The 23,282-nt window shown below is 62.2% G+C and carries 25 protein-coding genes and 1 pseudogene; 16 read left to right on the plus strand and 10 right to left on the minus strand.

The genetic code is table 11. The annotated features are described in order from the left end of the window. On the minus strand, positions 1-388 hold a 388-nt coding region (locus tag SO140_RS33775; RefSeq protein ID WP_498543685.1), incomplete at its 3' end, for an ATPase domain-containing protein. Positions 389-958: 570 nt separating this feature from the next. Between SO140_RS33775 and SO140_RS33780 the strand changes: the two genes are divergently transcribed. Beyond that, positions 959-2,020 (plus strand): amidohydrolase, encoded by a 1,062-nt coding sequence (locus SO140_RS33780; RefSeq protein WP_498543686.1) that lies wholly within the window; start codon positions 959-961, stop codon positions 2,018-2,020. A 140-nt stretch (positions 2,021-2,160) separates the two neighbouring features. Continuing rightward, a complete protein-coding gene (locus tag SO140_RS33785; RefSeq protein ID WP_449381568.1) occupies positions 2,161-2,808 on the plus strand; it encodes a trimeric intracellular cation channel family protein in 648 nt (215 codons plus the stop codon). A gap of 235 nt (positions 2,809-3,043) precedes the next feature. On the opposite strand, the gene SO140_RS33790 is transcribed toward SO140_RS33785, so the two are convergent. Beyond that, the gene (locus SO140_RS33790) at positions 3,044-3,595 is read right to left on the minus strand and encodes a helix-turn-helix transcriptional regulator (protein ID WP_474804809.1); all 552 of its coding nucleotides are present in this window, start codon (positions 3,593-3,595) and stop codon (positions 3,044-3,046) included. A 274-nt stretch (positions 3,596-3,869) separates the two neighbouring features. Between SO140_RS33790 and SO140_RS33795 the strand changes: the two genes are divergently transcribed. Continuing rightward, positions 3,870-4,577 (plus strand): L,D-transpeptidase, encoded by a 708-nt coding sequence (locus tag SO140_RS33795; RefSeq protein ID WP_449381570.1) that lies wholly within the window; start codon positions 3,870-3,872, stop codon positions 4,575-4,577. A 583-nt stretch (positions 4,578-5,160) separates the two neighbouring features. Here the strand turns inward: SO140_RS33795 and SO140_RS33800 are convergent. Then, positions 5,161-5,382 carry a hypothetical protein gene (locus SO140_RS33800; RefSeq protein ID WP_498543687.1) on the minus strand — a complete coding sequence of 74 codons (222 nt, stop codon included), beginning with the start codon at positions 5,380-5,382 and terminating at the stop codon, positions 5,161-5,163. Positions 5,383-6,444: 1,062 nt separating this feature from the next. Between SO140_RS33800 and SO140_RS33805 the strand changes: the two genes are divergently transcribed. Continuing rightward, a complete protein-coding gene (locus SO140_RS33805) occupies positions 6,445-6,801 on the plus strand; it encodes a hypothetical protein (protein ID WP_474804805.1) in 357 nt (118 codons plus the stop codon). 110 nt (positions 6,802-6,911) lie between these two features. Here SO140_RS33805 and SO140_RS33810 read toward each other — a convergent pair whose 3' ends face one another. Both SO140_RS33810 and SO140_RS33815 read right to left on the minus strand, forming a co-directional pair. Beyond that, entirely contained in the window at positions 6,912-8,072 is a 1,161-nt protein-coding gene (locus SO140_RS33810) for an extracellular catalytic domain type 1 short-chain-length polyhydroxyalkanoate depolymerase (protein ID WP_498543688.1), read from the minus strand. 4 nt (positions 8,073-8,076) lie between these two features. Further along, positions 8,077-8,499 (minus strand): ribbon-helix-helix domain-containing protein, encoded by a 423-nt coding sequence (locus SO140_RS33815; protein ID WP_449381574.1) that lies wholly within the window; start codon positions 8,497-8,499, stop codon positions 8,077-8,079. Positions 8,500-8,835: 336 nt separating this feature from the next. Here SO140_RS33815 and SO140_RS33820 point away from each other — a divergent pair. Further along, positions 8,836-8,934, plus strand: a pseudogene (locus tag SO140_RS33820) (SDR family NAD(P)-dependent oxidoreductase); the annotation flags it as partial. 359 nt (positions 8,935-9,293) lie between these two features. On the opposite strand, the gene SO140_RS33825 reads toward SO140_RS33820, so the two are convergent. Together SO140_RS33825 and SO140_RS33830 are read right to left on the minus strand one after the other, a co-directional pair. Then, positions 9,294-9,506: a hypothetical protein gene (locus SO140_RS33825; protein WP_449381577.1), complete on the minus strand. Its 213-nt coding sequence runs from the start codon at positions 9,504-9,506 to the stop codon at positions 9,294-9,296. A gap of 65 nt (positions 9,507-9,571) precedes the next feature. Beyond that, the gene (locus SO140_RS33830; protein ID WP_449381578.1) at positions 9,572-9,808 is read right to left on the minus strand and encodes a DUF6894 family protein; all 237 of its coding nucleotides are present in this window, start codon (positions 9,806-9,808) and stop codon (positions 9,572-9,574) included. A 923-nt stretch (positions 9,809-10,731) separates the two neighbouring features. Between SO140_RS33830 and SO140_RS33835 the strand changes: the two genes are divergently transcribed. After that, a complete protein-coding gene (locus SO140_RS33835; RefSeq protein WP_498543689.1) occupies positions 10,732-10,953 on the plus strand; it encodes a hypothetical protein in 222 nt (73 codons plus the stop codon). A 60-nt stretch (positions 10,954-11,013) separates the two neighbouring features. Here SO140_RS33835 and SO140_RS33840 read toward each other — a convergent pair whose 3' ends face one another. Continuing rightward, positions 11,014-11,253: a hypothetical protein gene (locus SO140_RS33840; protein WP_498543690.1), complete on the minus strand. Its 240-nt coding sequence runs from the start codon at positions 11,251-11,253 to the stop codon at positions 11,014-11,016. 151 nt (positions 11,254-11,404) lie between these two features. Here SO140_RS33840 and SO140_RS33845 point away from each other — a divergent pair, with 151 nt between their 5' ends. Next, entirely contained in the window at positions 11,405-12,697 is a 1,293-nt protein-coding gene (locus tag SO140_RS33845; protein WP_498543691.1) for a c-type cytochrome, read from the plus strand. Between the two features lie 93 nt (positions 12,698-12,790). Here SO140_RS33845 and SO140_RS33850 read toward each other — a convergent pair whose 3' ends face one another. Then, on the minus strand, positions 12,791-12,967 hold the full coding sequence (locus SO140_RS33850; protein WP_449381581.1) for a hypothetical protein: 177 nt from the start codon (positions 12,965-12,967) through the stop codon (positions 12,791-12,793). Between the two features lie 27 nt (positions 12,968-12,994). Continuing rightward, positions 12,995-14,965 carry a 4Fe-4S binding protein gene (locus tag SO140_RS33855; protein WP_498543692.1) on the minus strand — a complete coding sequence of 657 codons (1,971 nt, stop codon included), beginning with the start codon at positions 14,963-14,965 and terminating at the stop codon, positions 12,995-12,997. 149 nt (positions 14,966-15,114) lie between these two features. Between SO140_RS33855 and SO140_RS33860 the strand changes: the two genes are divergently transcribed. The 9 genes from SO140_RS33860 to fdh3B all read left to right on the plus strand — a co-directional run bounded on the left by SO140_RS33860 (position 15,115) and on the right by fdh3B (position 23,281). Then, positions 15,115-15,870: a biotin/lipoate--protein ligase family protein gene (locus tag SO140_RS33860; RefSeq protein ID WP_449381583.1), complete on the plus strand. Its 756-nt coding sequence runs from the start codon at positions 15,115-15,117 to the stop codon at positions 15,868-15,870. Beyond that, positions 15,867-16,406, plus strand: coding sequence for a DUF6505 family protein (locus SO140_RS33865; RefSeq protein WP_449381584.1), 540 nt, complete (start codon positions 15,867-15,869; stop codon positions 16,404-16,406). Before SO140_RS33860 ends, SO140_RS33865 begins: the two co-directional genes overlap by 4 nt. Then, a complete protein-coding gene (locus SO140_RS33870) occupies positions 16,403-17,410 on the plus strand; it encodes a DUF6352 family protein (RefSeq protein ID WP_498543693.1) in 1,008 nt (335 codons plus the stop codon). Before SO140_RS33865 ends, SO140_RS33870 begins: the two co-directional genes overlap by 4 nt. Beyond that, complete coding sequence (locus tag SO140_RS33875; RefSeq protein ID WP_449381586.1) at positions 17,407-17,901, plus strand: DUF3305 domain-containing protein; 495 nt, start codon at positions 17,407-17,409, stop codon at positions 17,899-17,901. Before SO140_RS33870 ends, SO140_RS33875 begins: the two co-directional genes overlap by 4 nt. 50 nt (positions 17,902-17,951) lie before the next feature. Then, on the plus strand, positions 17,952-18,578 hold the full coding sequence (locus tag SO140_RS33880) for a DUF3306 domain-containing protein (RefSeq protein ID WP_449381622.1): 627 nt from the start codon (positions 17,952-17,954) through the stop codon (positions 18,576-18,578). A gap of 121 nt (positions 18,579-18,699) precedes the next feature. Continuing rightward, positions 18,700-19,479: a Cro/CI family transcriptional regulator gene (locus SO140_RS33885; protein WP_474801435.1), complete on the plus strand. Its 780-nt coding sequence runs from the start codon at positions 18,700-18,702 to the stop codon at positions 19,477-19,479. Between the two features lie 29 nt (positions 19,480-19,508). Continuing rightward, on the plus strand, positions 19,509-19,727 hold the full coding sequence (locus tag SO140_RS33890) for a twin-arginine translocation signal domain-containing protein (RefSeq protein WP_474801437.1): 219 nt from the start codon (positions 19,509-19,511) through the stop codon (positions 19,725-19,727). Between the two features lie 2 nt (positions 19,728-19,729). Then, positions 19,730-22,672: a formate dehydrogenase subunit alpha gene (locus tag SO140_RS33895; RefSeq protein ID WP_474801439.1), complete on the plus strand. Its 2,943-nt coding sequence runs from the start codon at positions 19,730-19,732 to the stop codon at positions 22,670-22,672. 12 nt (positions 22,673-22,684) lie between these two features. Continuing rightward, positions 22,685-23,281 (plus strand): formate dehydrogenase FDH3 subunit beta, encoded by a 597-nt coding sequence (fdh3B, locus tag SO140_RS33900; RefSeq protein ID WP_027523307.1) that lies wholly within the window; start codon positions 22,685-22,687, stop codon positions 23,279-23,281. Position 23,282: the final 1 nt, after the last annotated feature.

Raw genomic sequence — 23,282 nt, forward strand, 5'->3', positions numbered from 1 at the left:
TCTGCGGCTTCACGCGCTCGACGGCCTCGAAGATGCGCTTCGTCGTCTCGCCGAGCTCCAAGTCGGAGGAATAGAGCAGGCTCTGTTGCTGGTTCTCGTCGAGCAAGTTCTCGGGCGGAATCAGCTCGAAGACTTCAATGGCCGACAACTCCCACCCGTGCGAGGTGGCGCCGGCGCGCAACTCATCCTCGGTCTCGGAGAGAGTGATGTAGAGGCAGCACTCGTCAGCCTCCGCTCCCGCGATCAGGAACTGCGTCGCGACTGTCGTCTTGCCGGTGCCCGGGGCACCTTCGAGAAGGAATGCGCGTCCACGCTGAAGTCCTCCTCCCAGCACGTCATCCAGCCCCTCGATGCCTGTCCTTGCTTGACGCTCGATCCGTTGCGACACTCTATTGTCCGATCCTTGCTGCCTTTTTCCACACTGTCATACGCTCGGCCGGCCGCGAGCGAGCGGGCTGGTCGGCGGAAACGGAGACGCCTGGCGCAAAGCACCCCGCGGCTGCGGCATTGACTGTTTATTAGGAAGGTGGCGAGATGAGCGCGACCATCCGAAGGCACAAACGCTCGCGCCCTAAGCTGGGTTCCAGTGTACCTGCAGCCCTCAACCATCTCCCTATCGAGGACACCGCTCACTCGATGTCTGCTAGTGTTTGCGTGGGTAGCTCCTCAAGATCGTGGGAGCCCTAACAGGGCCCCAACTCCATGGCACTCGCGTGCCGGGCGGAGGAGCCGTCCACAGCATCTGGATTCATGCAGGCTTATGCGGCTTGGATTAAGGCCAACGCCAGGTCGTAGCCGACGAACCATCGGCTGCGGGCCCGCAATGCTGCTATAGAAGGATCGGGTTATGAGCAAGACGAAGGCGAGTTCATCCGACGCGGCTCTGCGAAAGCTCGATGGCCTGCTTCCAGATCTTGAGGCTCTCTACAAGGACGTGCACTCGCATCCCGAGCTGTCGATGCAGGAGACGCGGACGGCGGGCCTGGCGGCCGACCGGCTTCGCGACGCCGGCTACGAAGTGACAACGGAGATCGGCAAGACGGGTGTCGTGGGCATCCTGCGCAACGGCGATGGGCCTACCGTTATGCTGCGGGCCGACATGGATGCGCTACCTGTCCAGGAGGCGACCGGCCTGCCGTACCAGAGCAAGGTAACCATGATCAATCGGGACGGTGAAACCGTTCCCGTCGCGCATATGTGCGGCCACGACATGCACGTCACTTGGCTCGCGGGCGCCGCAAAGCTGCTCGCCGAGGCGCGGCCGACCTGGCGCGGCACGTTGATGGCGGTCTTTCAACCCGGCGAAGAGACGGCGGAAGGGGCGCAAGCCATGATCGACGACGGGCTGTTCAAGCGTTTTACCAAGCCGGATGTGGTCCTTGGCCAGCACGTCATGGTAGGGCCGTCTGGGACTGTCGCCGGACGTCCGGGCGCCATCACCTCCGCCGCGGACAGTCTGCAGATCCGTCTCTTCGGCCGCGGTGCGCATGGCTCGATGCCGCAGGCAAGCATCGACCCCGTGGTCATGGCAGCTGCGACCGTGATGCGGCTGCAGACCATCGTTTCGCGCGAGGTGGCCGCTGCCGAGGCGGCGGTCGTCACCATTGGAGCGCTGCAGGCGGGCACCAAGGAGAACGTCATTCCCGACGATGCCATCATCAAGCTCAACGTGCGGACCTTCGATGAAGGCGTGCGCAAGCGAGTGTTGGCGGCGATCGAGCGGATCGTCAACGCCGAGGCCGAGGCTTCGGGCGCGCCGCGTAAGCCAGAGATCACCACCTTGGACCATTATCCTCTGAATCTGAACGATCAGGGCGCGAGCAAACGGGTGGTTGATGCGTTCCGGGCGTATTTCGGGAGCGAGAGGGTGCGGGAGACGGGGCCTGCGCCGGCGAGCGAGGACTTCGGATCGTTCGGGACCGAGTGGCATTCGCCCTCGGTGTTCTGGTTCGTTGGCGGCACCGATCCGGAAGTCTATGCTAAGGCCAAAGGGGCGAACAAAATCAACGACTTCCGGTGAACCACAGTCCGAAATTTGCGCCCGTTCTCCATCCCACGCTAAGAACTGGCGTTGAAGCGCTGGTCGTCGCGGCGCGGGCCTGGTTGGCATCGTGATGCCGTCGCAGTTGATGGAGATCGGCAATTCGGGGACACAACGTTGTGGAGTCGCTTCCGTATCTGCTTGATCTTGCGGGCACGTTCGTCTTTGCATTGAGCGGGGCGATGGCGGGCGTCAGGCACAAGCTGGACCTATTCGGCGTGCTGGTGCTGTCGTTCGTGGCAGCGAACACGGGTGGAATAACCCGCGATGTCCTGATCGGAGCCGTTCCGCCCGGAGCTATCGACGACTGGCATTATTTGGGCGTGTCGCTCGCGGCCGGGGCCATTACATTCTTCTTCCCGTTGGTTGTCGTGCGGCGTTGGAATCCCGTGCTGCTGTTCGACGCCGCGGGCCTGGCGCTGTTCGCGGTGTCCGGAGCGCACAAGGCGCTCGCGCACGGACTGAACCCTGTCATGGCGACCTTGCTCGGCATGCTGACGGGAATCGGCGGCGGCGTGGCCCGGGACGTTCTGCTGGCCGAGATTCCGGTCGTGCTGCGCGCAGAGCTTTACGCCGTGGCGGCGCTGCTTGGCGCGGCGGTCGTCGTGATTGCCGCAAAACTCCAACTTCCTTCTGGACCTGCCGTGCTGGTGGGGGCGGCGCTGTGCTTCGGTCTCCGAATCGTCGCGATGAAGCGAGGCTGGAAGCTTCCGGTCGCGGTTCTGGGCACGCAAAGTACCGAAGACGGTGACAAGCCATCGAGATGACGTCGAGGATCTGAGGCAGCTTCCATTCTTTACTCCTCGATCGCCGGGAAGATGATGCGCGTCGACGATCTGGCCCAGATCCCGCCGGCCTATCCGACCTTTGGAGGGATCCTGGCTCGTGCTGCGTTGATGGCGGCAGGACAGCTTGGCCTGAACGTCGGTTGGCAGGCCGAACAATTGGACGGCGCGCAGGCTGTAGAGCCGCGATCAGGATCCGGTACTGAGGTGAGGCTCGTCAACTTGAGACGACCAATCGATGATGAAATGCACGGCGAAAAATTTGCGGCGTCGTGAAGCCCAGCGCCAGCGCAATGTCCGCGTTGGCGAGCTTGGTCGTGCGCAGATATTTCAGCGCCGTGTGTGTCCGGAGCTCATCCAGGAGGCCGCGAAAAGAGATGCCTTGCTGCCGAAGCTGACGCCGCAGCGGGCGGTCGCTGATGTCGAGCACTTTCGCCACATCGGCAAGGGTTGGAGGGTTGGCGATATCACGCAGCAGAAGTGCGCGGATTTCCCCGGCGATCCCAACTCGTAATTTCAGTTCGTCCAGCAGATTATCGCAAAGTGCAACGACCATCGGATAGCTCGTGTTGTTTCCGAGATGGGCGGCCTGGTCCAGCCAATCCGAACGAAAAACGATGCGGTTGAGCCGGCGCTCGAAATGTACCGGACATCCGATCGAATCCGCGGGCAGCCCTAAACCATCGGCTTCAGAATAGGTCAGGCTGACGTGATCGGGAGCGAATGCGGCGCCCATGAGGCGTCGCTCGAGCAGAGTTTGCACGCCCATACCTGCTTTACGCTAGGCGCTGCGTTGTAACGCAGTCATTGCGCCTCGCAGATGGTGGTGAGACCCCGCAGACTGCGCCCTGGATGGCTTTGGTTTGTAGCGATAGGCCAGCCGCATTCAAGAAGAGAGTTCTCGCATTGTTCTCGGGAGAGACTCACAAGGCCGTCGCTGGTCAAGAGATTTCAAGCTCGACTGACGAAGAACCTTCTCGACCCTGCTACTGTATGCCAAAGTCTTCTCGGGCCGTACAACGGGACAAGGAAAATCCGAAATCATGTTTATGGACCGTGGAATTGCCGACGCCGGCGCGATGGGTGAGGGGACTCTGCCTGGTCATCGGTCGCGGCTTGTCAACCGACGGGCCTTTGTGTTCGGCTCCGCTGCCGGTCTCGCCGCACTGGGCCTGGCCGGTTGCGCATCCGACTACATGAGCCTGGCCGAGGCGGAGAAAGTCTACGGGCCTGTGCCCAACGAGAAATTCCCGATCCCTGCGGTCGATGTAAGTAAGATCAATCCGAAATATTTTCGCAAGACAGTGCGCTATGACAGCAATGAGGCGCCTGGTACGATTATCGTCGATCCCAGCAAGTACTATGTTTACCGCATTGAAGGCGAGGGAAACGCGACGCGCTATGGCGCCAATGTCGGCCGCGATGGGTTCCGGTGGAGCGGGGAGGCATATGTCGGGCGCAAAGCCGAATGGCCTACCTGGACGCCACCCAAGGAGATGATCGCGCGACAGCCGGAGGCGGGCAAATATGCTCGTGGTATGCCGGGAGGTCTTGACAATCCGCTTGGTGCCCGCGTGCTCTACCTCTATCAAAATGGGGCGTACACGCTTTACACGATCTATAGCACTAGCGACCCTGAAACGATCGGGAACGGCATTACGAGCGGCTGTACCGGCCTCCTCAGCCAGGACATGCTCGACCTCTATTCGCGAACGCCCGTCAAGACGAAGGTGATAGTGCTGCCGGCATAGGCAACGGCGTCGGTCCAGGCGCCGCCGGTAGCTCTCCGAGAGGCCCGTCGGCTTGACCTACGCCGCCTTGGCGCCGGCCGTCCGGCTATGAGCCTTGGGGGTGGCATCGGCTGCGATCTGTGCTCTGGTCCGCTTGGTGCGCGTGTGCCCATCGGTAAAATTCATCGAACGCGCGCCGCGGCTTAAATTGGTGTCGCGACGAAATCCGGACAGCAGGCTGGAGCGCTGCGTGCTCGTCGCACAAGCCTCGCGCCGTGTTCATCGCGCCGAGCGCTGCAACGAGGTCGTTAAGTCCTTGGACTGTGTCGGTAGCCTCAAGAATGAATCGCGGCTGGCCGCGCTTCACATCCTGGCCGGGCCAGGCCAGCAGTTTCATCACCCACCCAGTGTATGGCGAGCAATGCAGCCACCTGGAGGTCACAATTTACAGCGGAGCCTCCTCCTTTTCATTCCGTCGAGGGTACCCCGCATGAGCCCTGGCTAGGCTCGCGGACCCTGACCCGTAGACGGGCTCGCGATGTGCAATCCCGAGATCGTTCAAGGCCCTTTTGGTGAACTATGGCGCATCACCCAGCCGTTCGCGTTAATCTAGGCAGCGCGTTCCTTGTCTAAACGTTCGCTGACGGCGGTCGGCGGCTTCTTGCACCTGTTTTTCGTAATTGCCGACCAACCTCTCAACACTATCGGCCCACATCCTCAGCAATGAAACCTGAAAGCGAAGCATTGGTTTCAGGGCATTCACGCCGATTGCTGTCGCTGCGGCAATTCGCCTTTGTGGGTCGCTCGTAGGGTTCTTGTCTGTCATGCTGTTCGCTCCTTCGCTGCGGTGCTATGGCCAGACTAAGCGTCGGTTAGCGCACCTTGCGACTCTAAACACTCGGCCAGAACTTGATCTGCCGCGAGTCTCGCAGCTCGGTCGTCATGCAATTCATCCAGGCTCTTCAAGTAAGCGACTGCCGCTATTTGCAAGAGATCGAAATCATGTCGGCCGGTATCACCAAGATTAGTGACGTAGCGATAGAGAGCCGAACGCCTTATGTCCTCCTCGCTGACACCGCTATGGAGCAGCAAGTAGTTCCGCCAAGCGAACGCGCACGCGCCTTCTATAGCCTGAGAAGTCATGGGCTACTCCCAAACCTCAGAGAAAGGCTGAGGAGCCGTTTCGTTCCGCGAACTCTCGGATGTAATGTTGTTCCGTCGCTGCTGTAACGTTGTTCCGTCGCTGCGCTGATCGCGGACCGGAGGACAACGGCGCACGCTGCCGCGGTGCTGGAGGCGGCGGCGCGCGCTTCGGTCTTCACAATCACAAAGGATCTAAGGCGGCGGCGGCTAAGTGGAGCGGAGAGCTCTCGTCCAGATTGGAGGCTGCCACAAGACTACACGAACAAGCTGGTAAGAGGATTTCTGTTCAAAGAACTTTTTGTGCAGGCATGGTGATGCCCGGAAAATGGATCAAGATCGAAGGCTGATGGGTCGGGCGAACGGCGCTGATTGCTCGGTGTTATAAGTGCTGGAAAAGGAATTCGTGTCCTGTTCTAAGAGGAGATCGCGGGGGCTGGCGAAGGGAGTTCGGCGGTGAGCTTCATGAACCAGCCTGGCGCGCTTCGCGCTCGGGAGGATGCTCATCATAATTCCCTGCGCCACGCCTGCCGCAAGCTTTACAGATGAATCGCGGCCACAATGTTCACTCCCGATCGGGGATGTTCGTCTTGCTACCCCAACGGGAGGATGTGTGTTCGGGCATTTTCTGTTTGACGCATGCTAAGCTCGCGCGCGCGACTTTTGGTGGACGGGAAATAGGACAAGGAAAGCCGGGCACAAGGCAACGTTTTTTCGCACCGCTTCGATCTCCGCGCTGCTGTCGGGATTGTATCTGATCTTCCAGGCGATCGTCAGCTTCGGCTTTGGCGGCTACATGGCCGGCCGGATCGCGCGGCCTACGCCTGCGCTCGTAACGATTGAAGATGATGGCGAGCGGTGGGACGGGCAGCATGGACTGATGTCATGGGCGCTCGCGGCGCTAATCGGCGCAGCACTGCTCGCGATCCTCGGTGCGTCCGCGATCGAGCGCTCGCCGATGCGCAGCTCGGCTGGCAGTGCAACTGCCGCCGAGCCGCTGTTGAGCTATGAGCTTTCGCGCCCCGCGTCGGCCGCCAATACTGATATGCGGGAAGCCCGCGCCGAACGCAAAGACCGTTCTGGCGAAGCTGCAGAGAGCCGATAGATCGCGCGGGCGGGCAACGAAGCGATGGACTAGGCGCAAAGTGATGGCCGACGTCCCGGGCGGGCGCAAAAGGAGCCAATGGATGCCGGCCCATCACTTTCCGGTCTCTGCTAGTTTCGCCTCTGTGAGAGCGAATGCTCGAGGAAGAAACGCAGCATTTCTCTCGTCGCATCCGGTCCGTCCGGATCGGTGTAGGAGCCGGCGGGGCTACCTCCCGACCATGCGTGTCCGGCTCCGTGGATTTCCCAGTGCTCGAGGATTCTCCGGCCGCCGAGGTCAGTATGGACTGTGCGGGTATAGGCATGCCCTCCCGGTACCCGTCCGCGATGCGCCTTCACCGTCGTGTTCGTCCCGCCGATTGACTGCCGGACAATGCGACCCCCGTTTTTCGAATGCACAGTGGTGTCGCGATCGCCGTGGAAGACGATCGTCGGAATGGGCGGGCCGTCGCTCGGCATTGCCTCGGACCCGCCGCCTTGCTTCATGGCGATCAGCGCGGAAGGAAGGTCGGTGGCGGCCCCGCAAGCTAGTCCGGAATGTATGCCGATCGCTGCGTACAGATCGCCGTACGTCGATCCCATGATGGCCGCGGCCGCGGCCCCGGCCGACAGTCCGGCGACGTAAACGCGATTTGGATCGACGGAATGGTCACGCATGATCTGGCGGGTGATCCCGGCGATCAGCGAGGGCTCGCCTCCGCCGCGTTGCTGGTCGCCCGGACGAAACCAATTCCAGCATTTCGCCTGGTTCGCTTCGGCCCGCTGCGCGGGATAGGCCACGAAGCAAGTCTGTTCTTCGGCGATGAAGTTCATCCGGGTGCCGGCGGCGAAATCCTCCGGCGACTGCGTGCAGCCGTGGAGCATGATCACCAGCGGAATGGACTGTCCATGATAGCCGCTGGGGATGAAGAGCCGGTAGGCGCGGCTTCCCGCGGCGTTGCGGTAGCTGCCTTCGACGAACATGGCGCCATCCGGCACGGTGTCCGCCATAGACGGCGGGGCGCGCCTCAGCGATCCTCTCAGTCCGAGCCCGGGGAGGTTCTTGGCTAGATCCACCGCCGTCAGTCGCGGACTCCTCGTCTCTGCGGCAAGTGCCTTGGCGTCGATTGTCGGCGGCTCTCCTAGTGTAGAGGCGAAGCGGTGGGCGCTGGGGGCGGTGACGTCTGGTGCATTCTCACCCCGAAGCATGCGTTGGAGCAGCGCGGTGGCCTCGACGAGCTGGCCCGAGCGCGTGAGGCGTGTGGCTTCGCGAACCATGTCCAGTTTCAGCATGGCCTTACCCCGTCCTGTCAGCGAGAGCGGATTTGACCGCCGGACTGGCATGCAGGGCGCCCAGCACGGAGACCGATGCAATCGTGGCGCGAGCAAGCTCGGGCGTGACGTCTTGGGCGATGGTGGCGAGGCCCAGAACATTGATGTGCACCATCTCGCCGGCACGCCGCGCCGCCTCGAGATCCTCGCGGCCGTAGTTTCGCAGCCCGAGGTCGAGGCTCTTTCGGGCCGTGGACTGCTTGACCACGTCGGCATGACGTTCGAGCTGGTTGCGGATTGCGGTCCGGATGAAATCGGTGCGGTTCGAGTAGAATCCTTCCTGCACCATCAAGTCGACCTGACCGAGATCGACAAAACCGAGATTGATCGTGATTTTTTCGCTGTCGGAGGGTTTTGGTCGGATTTCGTGGACGTTGCTGCTGGTCATTGTTTTCCCATCCATATACCATCTGGATAGATGGTATATGGATGGTAATGCTCTGTTTCAAGTGGGCATGCCCTTTTTCCGAACAGATCGGGGCGCTTCGGCCGGTCAGAGCCGCCCGTCACAGCGATGACGCTCGAGGGCAGCAATGTCATGAAGGCAGTGTGTTTGCGCTTTCGTCTTCGGATCTTCCGGAACGCCCGTCTCCTGAGCCGGGTGGCCGACCAGGGCTGAGGCACACCGCCATTGTCGGAGCCGGGGTGCTGGTCTGAGCGCGCATGAACGCGCGCAAGGCGGGCCAGAGGGAGGCGATCTTCAAGTCCATGAGAGGCAGAGTGAGTGGCAATTATTTTCATCACGGGGAGCACGGACTGGCTCGGGCGCGCGGCGGCGGACTCGCTTCTTAATGACGGCGATCATCGTGCCAGCGGACATAGCCATATGAGGCACGATCGCCCGAAGGTCTTTGCCGAAGATCTTGTAAAAATATTCCACGATGCTCTTGGACGAACGCCTTTTTCCTAGGTGTTCCGTTTGGAGATACACGCAGTCGGAACTCGCTCACGACCTCAGTCGTTAGAACGTGGCTATGAACGATATCGCGACCATTGCGCTATTCTCTCTGTCTCTGGCGGCGCTCGCAGGCGCTATGGCCGCGGTGGCGCGTCACGCCGTTTCCGTTACCCGGGCCTATGATGAATGGTTAAATTCGCCAAGTCTTAAACCGCCCATCTAAAAGAAGGCCGCCTCATTTGGCGGCCTCTCTGTTTCTCACGGCGCGGGCCTGCTTCTGTTCGCTAAGCTTCCCTGCACGCAACTGCGAAGTTTTCGCAGATTGAGGCAAATGCTTGTTTTGCTTCGACCGTCTCAAAGCAAAACTGCGTCCCAGCGTCACCACGCTCGACCCACCATTCGATTTTATTTCCTCGCGAAATGCGCGATGCCTCTCCGCGCAGCTGATCGAGTTGGCTTCCGACAGCTCGTACAATCAAACAGTTCTTCTTGGCCATGGAAAAGTCCTCGGGAAATATCGCAAAACCAACAGTGGATCATTACCCTCGGTTCCTAGGCAAGCCTAATTCTTCAACCGGTCGGCTTCGAATACGAGGGCAAGCTGAAAGACCGGACCGACTTCGGTGCGGACCTCGATAGCGATGTCGCGTCGATCGCCCATACCAGGCGCATCCCTCGCCATAGCAGCCAAGGTGTGTGCGGCCTCTATCTCAGCGACCCTTTCGTTCGCCAATTCTAGACCTTCTTCGTCCGGGTAAAGCTCGGCTCCGTCCCGGATGTCGAAAAAGTAGCGGATCACTGCAAAGTCTCCAGCCGCCGCGGTCCAACTCTGGCGACCCTTCACTGTTCCTAGATCGAAAGAAGGCGCCGGCTTCCCTGCTTTAGAGCCTCATGCTCGCGCCCAAGGAACGATCGAAAAAACGCACAGTTAGGCGACGACCCGGTTCCCCTGGATAATGGGAACGATTGCCCGTGCTCGACCCTGATCATGTTTTAGTTGTTTGTCCGAATTGTCGGGCTTGGCCGATGGCTGCGAACTTCATCGGATCCAGGCGGACTGGCCATCATGAAATTAATTTCCAGTGCCCGCGGTGCGGCTACGGAGAAGCATGGACGATTGGCGGCAAAGGCGCAGAACGACCGCGAAGCGCGTGCGTTCAGCCTAAAAGGACCGCTGGCCAATATCCGGGTGCGACGCCGGGACCGGCGGCTCCTAGGTCCGACGTCTTTCAGCAACCGCACATACGTCCCGCTCTCGGGCAGCTCGAGCCAGCCGCGCTCGACGGCCGTCTTGATCCCGGCACCGAACCCAGGACCGCTGCCGTTATGTCGGAGGTTTCAGCGCCGGCGAACTTAACCACCATCAATGTCAGCGGTAACGTCAGCTTGCCGAGCCTTCCTCAAGAGGTCGTCGCGCTCGGCTCCGGGTGGCATTTGTTCTGGTTGTCAGGCGACGTTCGGATTTGCTTTCTCGCGCGCTAGTTCGGCTGCTCTCGTCAGCCGTTCGATTAGCGGCTTTTCCTGCTTGAACCGGCGTCGTTTCATGATGGTCCATCCTCTCCGGAATAGACTTCTCCGGGCAAGGTTTCGACCAGTGACCGGAGCGAGCGCAACAACTCCAGCAATGATCAAGAAAAGGAGAGATGTGAGGGATATCACACAGCGGCGTTCGGTCTTGCACTAATGAGAGCTTCGACTCTCTCAAAACCCACGGACGTTCGGATGAAGCTCTTGATGATCTCTGGCCTGACCGTCCTCGCGCTTGTCGCGGCGGCGACGAATATGCTGCGATCGCATCCATCATCGGTGAATAGACCGTCTGTAGCGGGGATGCCCACGGTGCAAGAGATGCACAAGATGGCGCAACAGGGTAAGTTGCCGCTTGAGGATTTCGAGGATCGATCTCTGGTGTTCCCGAGGGGAGCGCAGCAGCAGAGAGAATAGAATACCGCTGTCGCAGCTCGATAGTCCGCTCGCGCGAGCCGCGGTGCCGCAAACTCTATTTCAAGGGCTCATGAAGATCGGGTTGATCTCGGTTGGAGCGGCGAGCAGTCCGAAGGATTGAAGCTGCACACGGTGGAGGTCAATTTCGAGGACAGTCAATAGTAGTGCCAGCACGACGACGATGTAAATGAGCGGCGGCGACGCTTCTCGGGTGGCGGGATCGCGATTTCGGGATGGCAAGACACGAAAGTGCCACAACCGCGAGATCAGCTGCAGGTACGCTTTCGGATGGATTTGCATGTTCGGCCTCGGTCTTTGAGGCGCCTTTCCCAAGTCTGCGATCACATCGGTCGCCTTTCAAGGCGCCGCTTGTCGCACCCTGGAAGCGGATAGAGCTCCCTTTATTGAGCTCAATCAAACGGGGGATGTTTTGCCGGAAGCCCGACGGCCCTTGGATTTGACCTTGCGTCTCGCCGCCGCGCTTCTGACAGCACTACTGTTCTCGGCGCTACAGCCCGCGCAAGCGCAACTAGCGGGACACGGCGGGCCTGTCCGTGCGATCGCTGTTTCGGTCGATGGCCAGACGGTTCTGTCAGGTAGCTTCGACACCGCAGCTATCCAATGGTCGCTAGCAACAGAGTCCGCCGAGCAAGTCCTTCGCTTCCATTCGGATGCGGTGAACGCGGTTGCCTTCCTTGGAGAAGGAAGAGTGGCAACGGCAGGTGCGGATAGCCAGATTGCTATTTGGACGCCAGGCCGGCCGCAGCCCGACCGGGTTTTCGAAGGTCATACGGGACCCATTGTCGGGCTCGCCGTTTCGCCCGATGCATCGAAGCTCGCATCAGCCTCGTGGGACCATACCGTGCGGCTTTGGTCGCTGTCGGATGGCACGTTGCGCGTGCTGGAGGGGCATTCGCAAAACGTCAACGGCGTTACCTTTACGCCAGACGGACAATCGCTCGTGAGTGTCGGCTACGATCTTACGGCGCGGGTCTGGCATTTGGCGGATGGGACGTCCGAGATTGTGACCTTGCCGGCGCCATTGAACGCAGTTGCGGTCGCACCGGATGGCGAAATCGTCACGGGCGCAGCAGACGGCAGGCTGCGCATGATGACCTCAGATGGCAAGGAAAGCGGTGACGTTGCTGCAGGCACCACGCCGATCGTGGCGCTGGCGATCTCGCATGACGGTGCCTTGATTGCCGCAGCCGGCGTTGGCGACACCGTGGCGATCGTCGATCGCAAGGCGCGCAGCGTGCTGCGCACGCTCGCTGGGCCCGGCATGCCGGTCTGGTCGGTTGCGTTCCTGCCCGATGGCGCGACGCTTCTGACCGGCGGCGCCGACGGTAGGATCAGGCGATGGAATGTACTGACCGGCGATGCCATCGGCTCCAACCTCTTGGGCACGCCAGCCGACCCGCTCGCCGCCTATGCCGGCGATCACGGCGCCGAAATCTTCCGGGCCTGCGTCGCTTGCCACACGCTGTCGGAGACGGAGGTGCAGCGCGCCGGCCCGACGCTTGCCGGACTCTACGGCCGGAAGATCGCATCGCTGCCGGGCTACCGCTTCTCCGACGCGCTCAAGAGGATGGACATCGTCTGGACACCAGAGACGGTGTCAAAACTGTTCGAGATCGGGCCGAACGCCTATACGCCGGGCACGAAGATGCCAGAACAGCACATCAGCTCGGCCGCAGACCGCCGCGCACTCACGGACTTTCTGGCGCGTGCGACGTCGAAGTAGGGCGCTAATATTCCGGCCATTGCTCCACAGGAATATTCGCTAGCTCCGGGCGCTCCCTAGGCATGCGATCGACGTCGACGCTTGGATCTTCCTTCAGCGCTGCCACCACTGATTCACGTATTTCCGCCGCGACAGCCAGTTGACCTTCCTGCCCTTGGCCTCGGCCTTGCAAGCGACGATCGCCTGCTTGAGCGCAACCTTCTCCGCCTTGGTGGGGCGGGAGCCTCGGCCGCGCCAGCGGCAAGGATTGTGGCGATAAAGCACGTCCACAAAACCACCATGTAACGAGACATGCGGCTAATCCTTGTTCTCGCGTTGGCGCAGGTAATCATCAGTCGTCTGCGGCGGCGCGCGTTGCGGCACGTCCTGGAACGGATCGAACTGCTGTTCACTCATAACGATGACGCGACAGTCGGCGCACATCCGCAAGGTTTCCAGCCTCTTGTCACCAGCGGGATACATCCAGTGCCGACCCTCAAGCTTTGCCGCAATCCGATCGATCGTGCTCTTCACGCCGAACGGGGTGCCGCAGCGGATGCACAGCGCGGGCTCTTCCTCCTTGATCACGACGGCAGCCGCGCGCGCCGCGCGGAAATCGATCTGCGGCTTGAGCGTGATCACCTTTTCGGGGCAGGTGCTCTGGCACAGACCGCACTGCACGCAGGCATCTTCGACGAATTTGAGCACGGGACGCTCGGGATCGTCGCGAAGCGCACCGGTTGGGCAGGCCGAGACGCAGGACAGGCATAGCGTGCAACCATCCGTATTGACGCTGATCGCGCCGATCGGCGCGCCTTGCGGCAGGGCGATCATGTCGACCGGCCTCGGCGCCAGGCGGTGCAATTCGCTCAACGCAAAGCGAAGCAAATCGCGCCGTTTGCCGACCGTTTTGAAGGTTGCGGGCGTCGCGACCGCCGGAAGCATGTCGATCGCGCTCAATTGCGCACCCAGCACGTCGGGATCGTCGGTTTCAATGGTGGCCGCGCGCTGCCCGTCAAATCCGAGCCCGGCCAGAATGGCCTCGGCCATGGCAATCGTCTGCGACAGCCCCGTCACCTCGTGCCGCGGTTTTGCGCGCAGCAGAAGGCGCACGGCGGACGCGCCATAGGCGAATGCGCCGATGACCGCTTCCAGCCCGACCTGCGTCACCTCGTTCAAGGCGAGGGGAAGCACGTTGGCCGGCAGCCCGTCGCCGTGACGGGCGAGCGCGTCGATCAGCGGCGTGCCGTGAGGGCTGTCATGCAGCATCAGCACGGGATGCCTGCCGCCAGCCTCGTGATAGGCGAGCAGCATGGCACGCATGATCTGCAACTGGGTGTCGGCGGGCGGCAGCGCGTAGGAGGCAGCCCCCGTCGGACAGGCGGCAGCGCATTGCCCGCAGCCTGCGCAGACTTCCGCGTTGACAGCGACATGATTGCCGGCGGGCGTGATCGCACCGCTCGGGCACAGATCGAGGCAGCGATGGCATCCGGTCAGATTCGAGCGCGAGTGGGCGCAGAGGCCGGGCGTGAAGTCGACATATCTCGGCTTGTCAAAGCCGCCGACGAGATCGCGCGCGGCGAGCACCGCGCGCAGCACGGCAGCGGGATCTTTGGGATCTGCTCGCAGGTAGCCGTCGCGCAGATCGTGCGCGGGAAACAGCGGCATCTCGCCGGAGAGGTCGAGCACGAGATTGCAGCGCGAGGTCGCCCCGTTGCGCGTGGCTCCGAACACGAAGCGATCGCGCGAAGACGGTCTGGGCTGCGCGTAGTCGTCGATCGTGAGCTCGAAGGCGCCGAAATGTCCCTTGGCGTTGCGGATTGTACCCTTCACGATCGGGAAGTCCGTCGCCGCAGGCGGGGCGACGTCTGTTGGCCGCTTGAGCATGACGGTGACATCGAGATGGTCCGCGAGCAGCCGTCCGGCCTCGATTGCGTCCTCGTCGCGTCCATAGATAAGGATGATGCCGTCGCTCAACAGCGTGACGAACGGATAGTCCGGTCTCGGAATCGCAGCCGCCGCAAGCAGCGCGGCCATCTTCGCAGCTGCGTTCGCACCGTCGCGCGACCAGCCCGCCGTCTCGCGGATGTTGACGAAAGTGATCCCGTCTGGGCGTTCGCCGGCCTCATCGGTGAACTGCGCCGCCCGCTGCGTGCAGGCAACCGTCAGCGAACCCTCTGCCGTTGCGGCGTTGCGGAAATGATCGAGCTCCGCGCCGCAGAGATGTCGAAAGCTCCTGATCTCACAGTTGGGGCATCCACGCCGGATCGCGGCCGTGTCGAGGCGCATCGTGTCTTCGCACGAGCAGATCAGAACGGTCTTCGCTGGCTGATCCAGGTGAATTCCTCCGTCAGTGCGGCGCGGGACCGGACTCGCGCCGATCCCTTGCTTCGTATAGATTTTCACTATCGGGAAGAAAAGGAAAGTGGAGGACGGCCTTGCCGTCGACCCCTACCACCCATGTTTCCCTGGCGGAACCGATCCATCTACCGCCGCCATTCGCGCTCGTCCGGTTGCGCGAGAGCGGAGACGCCTTTGCTCACGCTTGCCGCATTGCACCCGAGGGCGGTGCCGGCACGCTGGTCTATGTCGGACGGTTCGATCTCGCTGAATTCGCCGTAGTGCTCGAGCCGGGCGAGCCCCTGAGCACCGCGCGGCGCGCCTTCTACGCCTGCATGGTTGCGCTCACCGACGCGCTCCGCGTCTATGCGCCGCCGAACAAGACGGTGGCAATCGACTGGCCCGACGCGATCCGCATCGACGGCGGACTGGTCGGTGGTGGGCGGTTGGGATGGCCGTCGTCTGCGCGCGAGGACGAGCCTCCGGCCTGGCTCGTGTTTGGCGCCATGATCCGGACAGTCGCCATGAGCGACCCGGGGCCTGGTGTTTATCCGCTGGCGTCTGCGCTGGACGAGGAGGGGTTTGGCGAGACGGGCGCCGTGCAGGTGACCGAGAGCTTTGCCCGGCACCTCATGCGGGCGATCGATAGTTGGCAAGTCGATGGCTTTGACGGCGTCGCGCGTGATTATCTCAACCGCGTAGCCCGCGAGCGGCAAATGGTTCAGCGGCTCGACTATTGCGGTGATCTTCTCACGCGCCGCGTCGGCACAGCTGGGACCGAGCGGAGTGAGCTCGTCGCCCACCTCGGCACGCCGTCCTGGCTCGATCCGAAACTCGGAGGGCTGCGCCTGTGAAACTCTTGCGCACCATCGCGCTCGATCCCTCCGACACCTTCGTGTTCGACGTTGCGGCCGAATCAGGCGAATGGGCGGTTTCCGGCGCCTTCCGCTTCTGCGATCAGAACCCGGCGAATCTGAGCGGCAAGGAGCGCGCCGCCTTCCGCAGCGGCTTCCTCGGCTTACAATCCTGGGGCTGGTCGACGCTGGCGCAGATCGTCCCGGCGACGCAGGACGATTGCCGGGCCTTAGTCGAATTGCTTGCCGGGCAACTCGTCGAACGCTTCGGGGCGCCGGACATTGCAACTGCGAGAACTGCGGCGGAGGAGGAAGTCGCCTTTGTTCAATCGCTCTGTATCCATCCGGTAAGTTCGCTGATTGCGGTCCACCGCTCGGTGAGCGATGGCGAGGTCCGCGAGGCCTTCCGCAGGCTGCAACTGCGCAAAGGGCAGAGGCATGGCAAGGCATTTTCATTCATGGAGGTGGGGGACGATGTCGAGCCAGATCATGATCTCCATCTTGCCGATCTCGGCCAGGAGCCGCAACGCCGATGAAGGATTTCTGGATCGCGTCTGGCCACCATCTGCTCGATCGCGACGAGAGCGGCCGGCTCTGCGTCACGGATGAATTCCTGAAGGCCTATTTTGCCCGTCCCGAGCTGATGCCGCCGGACGACGCATGCCGGGTCGAAAGAAGGCTGCACTGCGAGCTGCTCGCTGGTCCGCGCCAGCCGGTGAGCGATGACGAGATCGCTGCGATCGCCGATCAGGACGCACGCGAAAACTGGCGGTTCGTGCTCGCCTTTCGCGATCTCCTGCTGCGGCATCCGACGCTCGAGGCTGCCTACCTTGCAGCCATCCGATCGCGGACGAGCGATCTGCCGCCGCTGTTCGTCAATCAGCTCGTGCACGTGATCCTGCGCAATGCGCTGGACGGCCGCGATGATCCGTTCGTAGCGCGTGCCGCGGAACTGTTCTTCCGCCAGCAGCGCGTCTTGCCGCATGAGCAGGCCTTGCTGCTCGGCGACGAAGAGGTGGTCGGTGGGCAGAGTCCGACGCCGGTGCTCTCGTTGATGTCGATGCTGGGAGCTGTAACCGACGCCCAGCTCGACGTGCTGAGCGGAGAGAATGCCGACGCGTATTGGCAGCGCAGCGATCATTTTGACATGGCCTTCGACTTCACCTCGGGTGGCCGGGGCCCGCATGCGCTGGCGCATGCGATGGCGCGCTGGATTTCCCATCTGCTGGCGGTCGACGTCGCCATCGAGCCGCTGCCCGCGTTGCAGGATGCGCAGCTCAGCTGGTATGTCGGGCTCGATACGGACGCCACGAGTTTCGGCGACCGTCTCTGGCATGGCGAGCGGCTCGATGAACGCAGCGCCGGCCGCGTGCTCGCGTTGTTTCGCCTGACGTTTGCGGACAGCGGCGCGGCCACAGAGGATATGCAGGGCGAGCCGGTCTATCTCATCCTGGCGATGACGCCGGACCAGAAGCTCCGGTTGAAGCCGCAGAATCTGCTGACGGGGCTGCCGATCAAACGCCTGGAGATGGTGACGTGAACCCCGCCGCGCTGCCACTCCTGCGCATTTCCGTCGGTATCGTGGTGGAGCGGCGCAAGGCGGACTCGCCATGGGCCGACTTCGTCTGGCGTTGCGTCGCCGTGCTGCCCGATGAGCCCGAGACAAAACCCTGGACAGTGCTCCGCGAAGAGGACGGCAAAACCCTGTTCTATGCGGGCAGTGCGACGGTTGATCTCTATCCGTCCGAGACTGCACGCTACCGCGACAATCTCGCCTCGGGCGGTCCGAGCATCTGGACCGTGCTGTCGCCCGCGGAAGGCGTCTGGTCCTATTCAGTGGCGGCCGTCACCGCCGATCCTGCGGAGGGTGAGGCGTTCACTGAGGCCGGTGCCAACCTCGTCGAGGCGGTGCCGATGCCGGAGGTGCTGCGCGAGGCGATTGAAAGTTTTGTTGCCGAGCACCACGTCGAACGTGAGTTCTTCAAGCGCGAGCGGCGTCAGGCCGATCCGGAGGCGCTAGCCCGCCGCTAGCATGAAGGCGGACAGGAATGAGCGAGGCAAGTCGAGTGAGCGAGGACGAGCTGAGTGAGGACAAGTTTCTGGTGCGTTGGTCCCGCCGCAAGCGGGAGACAAGAGCGAACGCCACGTCGCCGACCGCGGCAACGCACGATGATGTGCAATCTGCACCAAAGCCCCCCGCCAAGGACGACGAGGCGAAAGTCGATCTGTCGAGTCTGCCTTCGATCGACTCGATCACGTCCGCGACAGACATCAAGGCCTTTCTGCGCAAAGGGATTCCGCAGGAGCTGGCCCGTGCGGCGCTTCGTCGCGCCTGGAGCGCCGATCCTGCCATTCGCGACTTCGTCGGGCTCGCGGAGAACGCCTGGGACTTCAACGATCCCTCTGCGATGCCCGGTTTCGGTCCGCTGGATTATTCCGAGGGAGATCTGGCCACGCTGGTTGACCGGATCCTTAGTGGCCTGCGCAAGTCGGCCGAGGCTCAGCTTGAGACTCGGGTTGAAGCCACGGATTCTTCGCGAGAATTGTGCCAGGCCAAGACTTCAACGGTCGAGGTCATAGCCGCGGAATCCGCGACGACCGAAATTGCCTCAGTTCCTGCTGCAACGCAATCGACAGTGGCTGAAAGCGCCGAGAGCGGCCGCGAACCCGTTCGGCGCCGCGCCCATGGCGGTGCGCTGCCGCGCTAGTGGCCCCAACGAAAGAAATAGCCTCAGGCTATGGAACCCCCGCAGCAATGGAAGTACAATTCGTCCAGCGCTTTGCAACCAAAGCGAAATCAAGCACCTGGGACTTGGATGGGAGGTCCACGTGCGTGATGACGGCCTTGATCGCGCCATTGACGCCGTTGGCGGCGTTGCCAGGCTTGCGCGCAAAATCGGCATCAGCCAGCCCTCCGTTTCAAACTGGAGCAAGGTGCCCGCACAACGGGTAATTGCTGTCGAAGCCGCGACTGGCGTATCGCGCAACGAATTGCGGCCCGATCTTTACAGAGAGCTGCCTGTGGCCGAAGACCCGAGTGATCCCGTCGACGCGGCGCGGGCGCAGGAGTATCTGCTGCTGGCTTCGCTTCTGTCGGCAGCGCCGTCAAAAAAGCTGCTTGATCAATTGGCGGCATTGGCCGGCGACGCGACGTCGCTTGGGTGCGCGCATATTGCGCTGGCCGAAGCCGCGGCCAACGCGGTCGTAGCGAAAGTTGAACGCGAATATTTCGACTTGTTCGTCGGTCTCGGCCGCGGCGAGCTTTTGCCTTATGCCTCCTACTACCTGACCGGCTTTCTCAACGAGCGGCCGCTGTCACGCCTGCGCGGTGATCTCGCTGCGCTCGGGATCGTGCGCGTTGCGGGCAATTCGGAGCCGGAAGACCACGCGTCGATCCTGTGCGAGATCATGGCCGGTTTTGCTTCAAAACGCTTCGAGGCATCTTCCGACGTGCAGCGCGCCTTCTTCGAGACGCACGTCGCGCCCTGGATGGGGCGGCTGTTCGCCGATATCGAAAGCGCTGAGAGCGCCACCTTTTATCGTGCGGTCGGCGCGCTTGGTCGCGCCTTTATCGAGATCGAGACGGAAGCATTCACATTCGCCAACTGACCCGCACGCGCGGATCCAGGAGAGATGCGATGAATGAAGACCGGAAAACCATAGGCGGGCGTCGCGGCTTCCTGCGCAAGGTCGGCATCGGCACGGTCGGCGCTGGCGCGACGCTGGCGACACCGCTGGTCGGGTCCGCCGAGGCCGACAGCGAAACCAACGATGAGAAGCGCAAGGCGCGCTACAAGGAATCCGATCACGTCAAAGCCTTTTACCGCGTCAATCGTTATCCGGCCAAGGGAGGCTGACCGTGCTGATCAAGCGAACACACCAGCATTCGCTGCGCCACGGCTCCGTCGCGGAGTCCATTGCAGGTCAGGCCGGAGGTCTCGACCGCCGCAGTTTCCTGCGCAAATCCGGTCTTGCCGGCGGCGCGCTCGCCGCACTTGGCACCCTGCCGGTCGGTAATGTGCGCAAGGCGGAGGCGGCGATGGCCGGTCCGCTCACCGCGGGCGCGACCGTCCGCAAGAGCATCTGCACGCACTGCTCGGTTGGGTGCACGGTGACGGCTGAGGTCTTGAACGGGGTATGGATCGGCCAGGAGCCGAGCTGGGACTCCCCGATCAATCGCGGCTCGCACTGCGCCAAGGGCGCCTCTGTGCGCGAACTCGTGCATAGCGAGCGGCGGCTACGCTATCCGATGAAGCTGGTAGACGGGCAGTGGACCCGCGTCTCCTGGGATACCGCGATCAACGAGATCGGGGATAAACTTCAAGCTGTGCGTGAGAAGTCGGGTCCCGATTCCGTCTATTGGCTCGGCTCGGCCAAGATGACCAACGAAGGCGCCTATCTGTTCCGCAAGCTCGGGGCGTTCTGGGGCACCAACAACACCGATCACCAGGCCCGCATCTGCCATTCAACCACCGTCACCGGCGTCGCCAACACCTGGGGCTACGGCGCGATGACCAACAGCTACAATGATATCCGCAACGCGAAGACACAGGTCATCTTGGGCGGCAATCCGGCCGAGGCGCATCCGGTCTCGCTGCAGCACCTGCTTGAGGGAAAGGAGCTGCAAAAGGCCAACTTTGTCGTCATCGACCCGCGCCTGACGCGCACTGCCGCACACGCGACGGAATATGTGCGCATGCGGCCGGGCACCGACATCCCGGTGCTCTACGGCATGATGTGGCACATTCTCCAGAATAGTTGGGAGGACAAGGAATTCATCCGGCAGCGCGTCTACGGTTTCGACGACCTCAAGAAGGAGGTTGAGAAGTGGCCTCCGGAAGAAGTTGAGCGCGTGACCGGCATTCCCGGCGAGCAGCTCAAGCGCGTCGCCAAGATGTTCGCCACCGAGAAGCCGGCGACGCTGATCTGGGCCATGGGCCAGACTCAGAAGACCGTCGGCACCGCCAATGTTCGGGCGAGCTGCATTGCGCTGTTGATGACCGGCAATGTCGGCAAGGCCGGCGCCGGCGCAAACATCTTCCGTGGCCATGACAACGTTCAAGGCGCGACCGACGTCGGACTCGATATTGTCACGCTGCCGTTCTACTACGGCCTCGCTGAAGGCGCCTGGAAGCACTGGTCGCGGGTTTGGGAGGTCGACTACGAATTCCTGAAGTCGCGCTTCGATACCAAACAGATCATGGAGACCCCCGGCATCCCGCTGACCCGCTGGTTCGAGGCGGTGACGCTGCCGAAAGATCAGGTCGCGCAGAAGGATAATGTAAAGGCGGTGTTCGTGCAGGGACACGCCTCCAACAGCATCACACGCGTTCCTGAATCCCTCAATGGCCTGAAGGCGCTCGAGCTGCTCGTCATCGCCGACCCGCATCCGACGACCTGGGCCTCCCTCGCAGTCGAAGCCGGACGCAAGGATGGCGTCTACATCCTCCCGGTCGCCACGCAATTCGAGTGCAAGGGGTCGCGCGTCGCCTCGAACCGCTCGCTGCAATGGGGCGAGCAGATTGTGAAGCCGATCTTCGAATCGAAGGATGATCTCGAGATCATCTATTTGATGGCGAAAAAGTTCGGCTTCGCGGACCAGATGTTCAAGAAAATCAAGGTCGAGAACAATCTTCCTGAAGCTGAGGATGTCCTGCGCGAGATGAACCGCGGCAGCTGGTCGACCGGCTATTGCGGGCAATCGCCCGAGCGGCTCAAGGCGCACATGAAGTACCAAGCGAAGTTCGACATGCTGACGATGCGGGCGCCGAAGGACGATCCCGAGGTCGGCGGCGACTATTACGGTCTACCCTGGCCGTGCTGGGGATCTCCGGAGGTGAAGCACCCCGGCACACCGCTGCTCTACAACACACATCTGCACGTCATGGATGGGGGCGGCACGTTCCGGCCGCGATTCGGCATCGAGCGTGAGGAGAAGCTGCCGGACGGCACGACGCGGAAAGTCAGCCTGCTCGCGGACGGCTCGTACTCGTTGGGGTCAGGTATTCAGGACGGTTATCCGGAATTCACGCTGGCGAGCCTGAAGAAGCTCGGCTGGGACACCGACCTCACCGAAGCGGAAATGGCCGTAATCAACAAGATCAATCCGGCCAATCCGGACACGGTGTCTTGGGCTCTCGATCTGTCGGGCGGCATCCAGCGCGTGGCGCTGGCGCATGGCTGTGTTCCCTACGGCAACGGCAAGGCGCGGATGAATGCGTTCGGCTTGCCCGATCCGATTCCGGTTCACCGCGAGCCGATCTACACGCCGCGCGTCGATCTTGTGGCTAAATATCCGACGTTGCCCGACGCCAAGCAGTTCCGCGTGCCAAATATCGGGTTCTCCGTGCAGAAGGCTGCGGTGGAGAAGGGAATCGCAAAACAGTTCCCGCTCATCCTGTCGTCAGGCCGTCTGGTCGAATATGAGGGCGGCGGTGAGGAGACCCGCACCAACCCCTGGCTTGCCGAATTGCAGCAGGACATGTTCATCGAGATCAATCCTGGCGATGCCGCCGATCGCGGCATCAAGGACGGCGGTTGGGTCTGGGTCACTGGCGCCGAGAACAATTCGAGGGCGAGGATGAAAGCGCTCGTCACCGAGCGTGTCGGCAAGGGCGTCGCTTGGATGCCCTTCCACTTCGGTGGCTGGTTTGCGGGAAAGGATCTTCGCGGCAACTACCCGAAGGGCACCGACCCGATCGTGCTCGGCGAGAGCGCCAACACGATCACCACCTACGGCTACGACCCCGCGACGGGCATGCAGGAGCCCAAGGTCACACTCTGCCAGATCGCGGCGGCTTAGGGAGCAACGACGATGGCACGTATGAAATTTCTCTGCGACGCCGACCGTTGCATCGAGTGCAACGCCTGCGTGACGGCCTGCAAGAACGAGCACGAGGTCCCCTGGGGCATCAATCGGCGCCGGGTCGTCACCATCGCCGACGGCAAGCCGGGCGAGCGGTCGGTCTCGATGGCCTGTATGCACTGCACGGATGCGCCTTGTGCGGCAGTGTGTCCGGTGAACTGCTTCTACACCACCGCCGACGGCGTGGTGCTGCACTCCAAGGACCTTTGCATCGGCTGCGGCTACTGCTTCTACGCCTGTCCGTTTGGCGCGCCGCAATATCCGAAGATCGGTAATTTCGGCTCGCGCGGCAAGATGGACAAATGTACCTATTGCGCCGGCGGCCCCGAGGCCGATGGCAGCAAGGAGGAATACGAAAAATACGGTGCGAACCGCCTCGCTGAGGGCAAGCTGCCGCTGTGCGCCGAGATGTGCTCGACCAAGTCGCTGCTCGCCGGTGACGGCGAGATCATTGCCCAGATCTATAAGGAGCGTGTGCTGAAGCGTGGCTATGGCTCGGGCGCGTGGGGCTGGAAGACCGCCTATCGCGAGACGATCGAGTCCTGAA

The sequence above is a fragment of the Bradyrhizobium sp. UFLA05-108 genome, assembly GCF_059803455.1.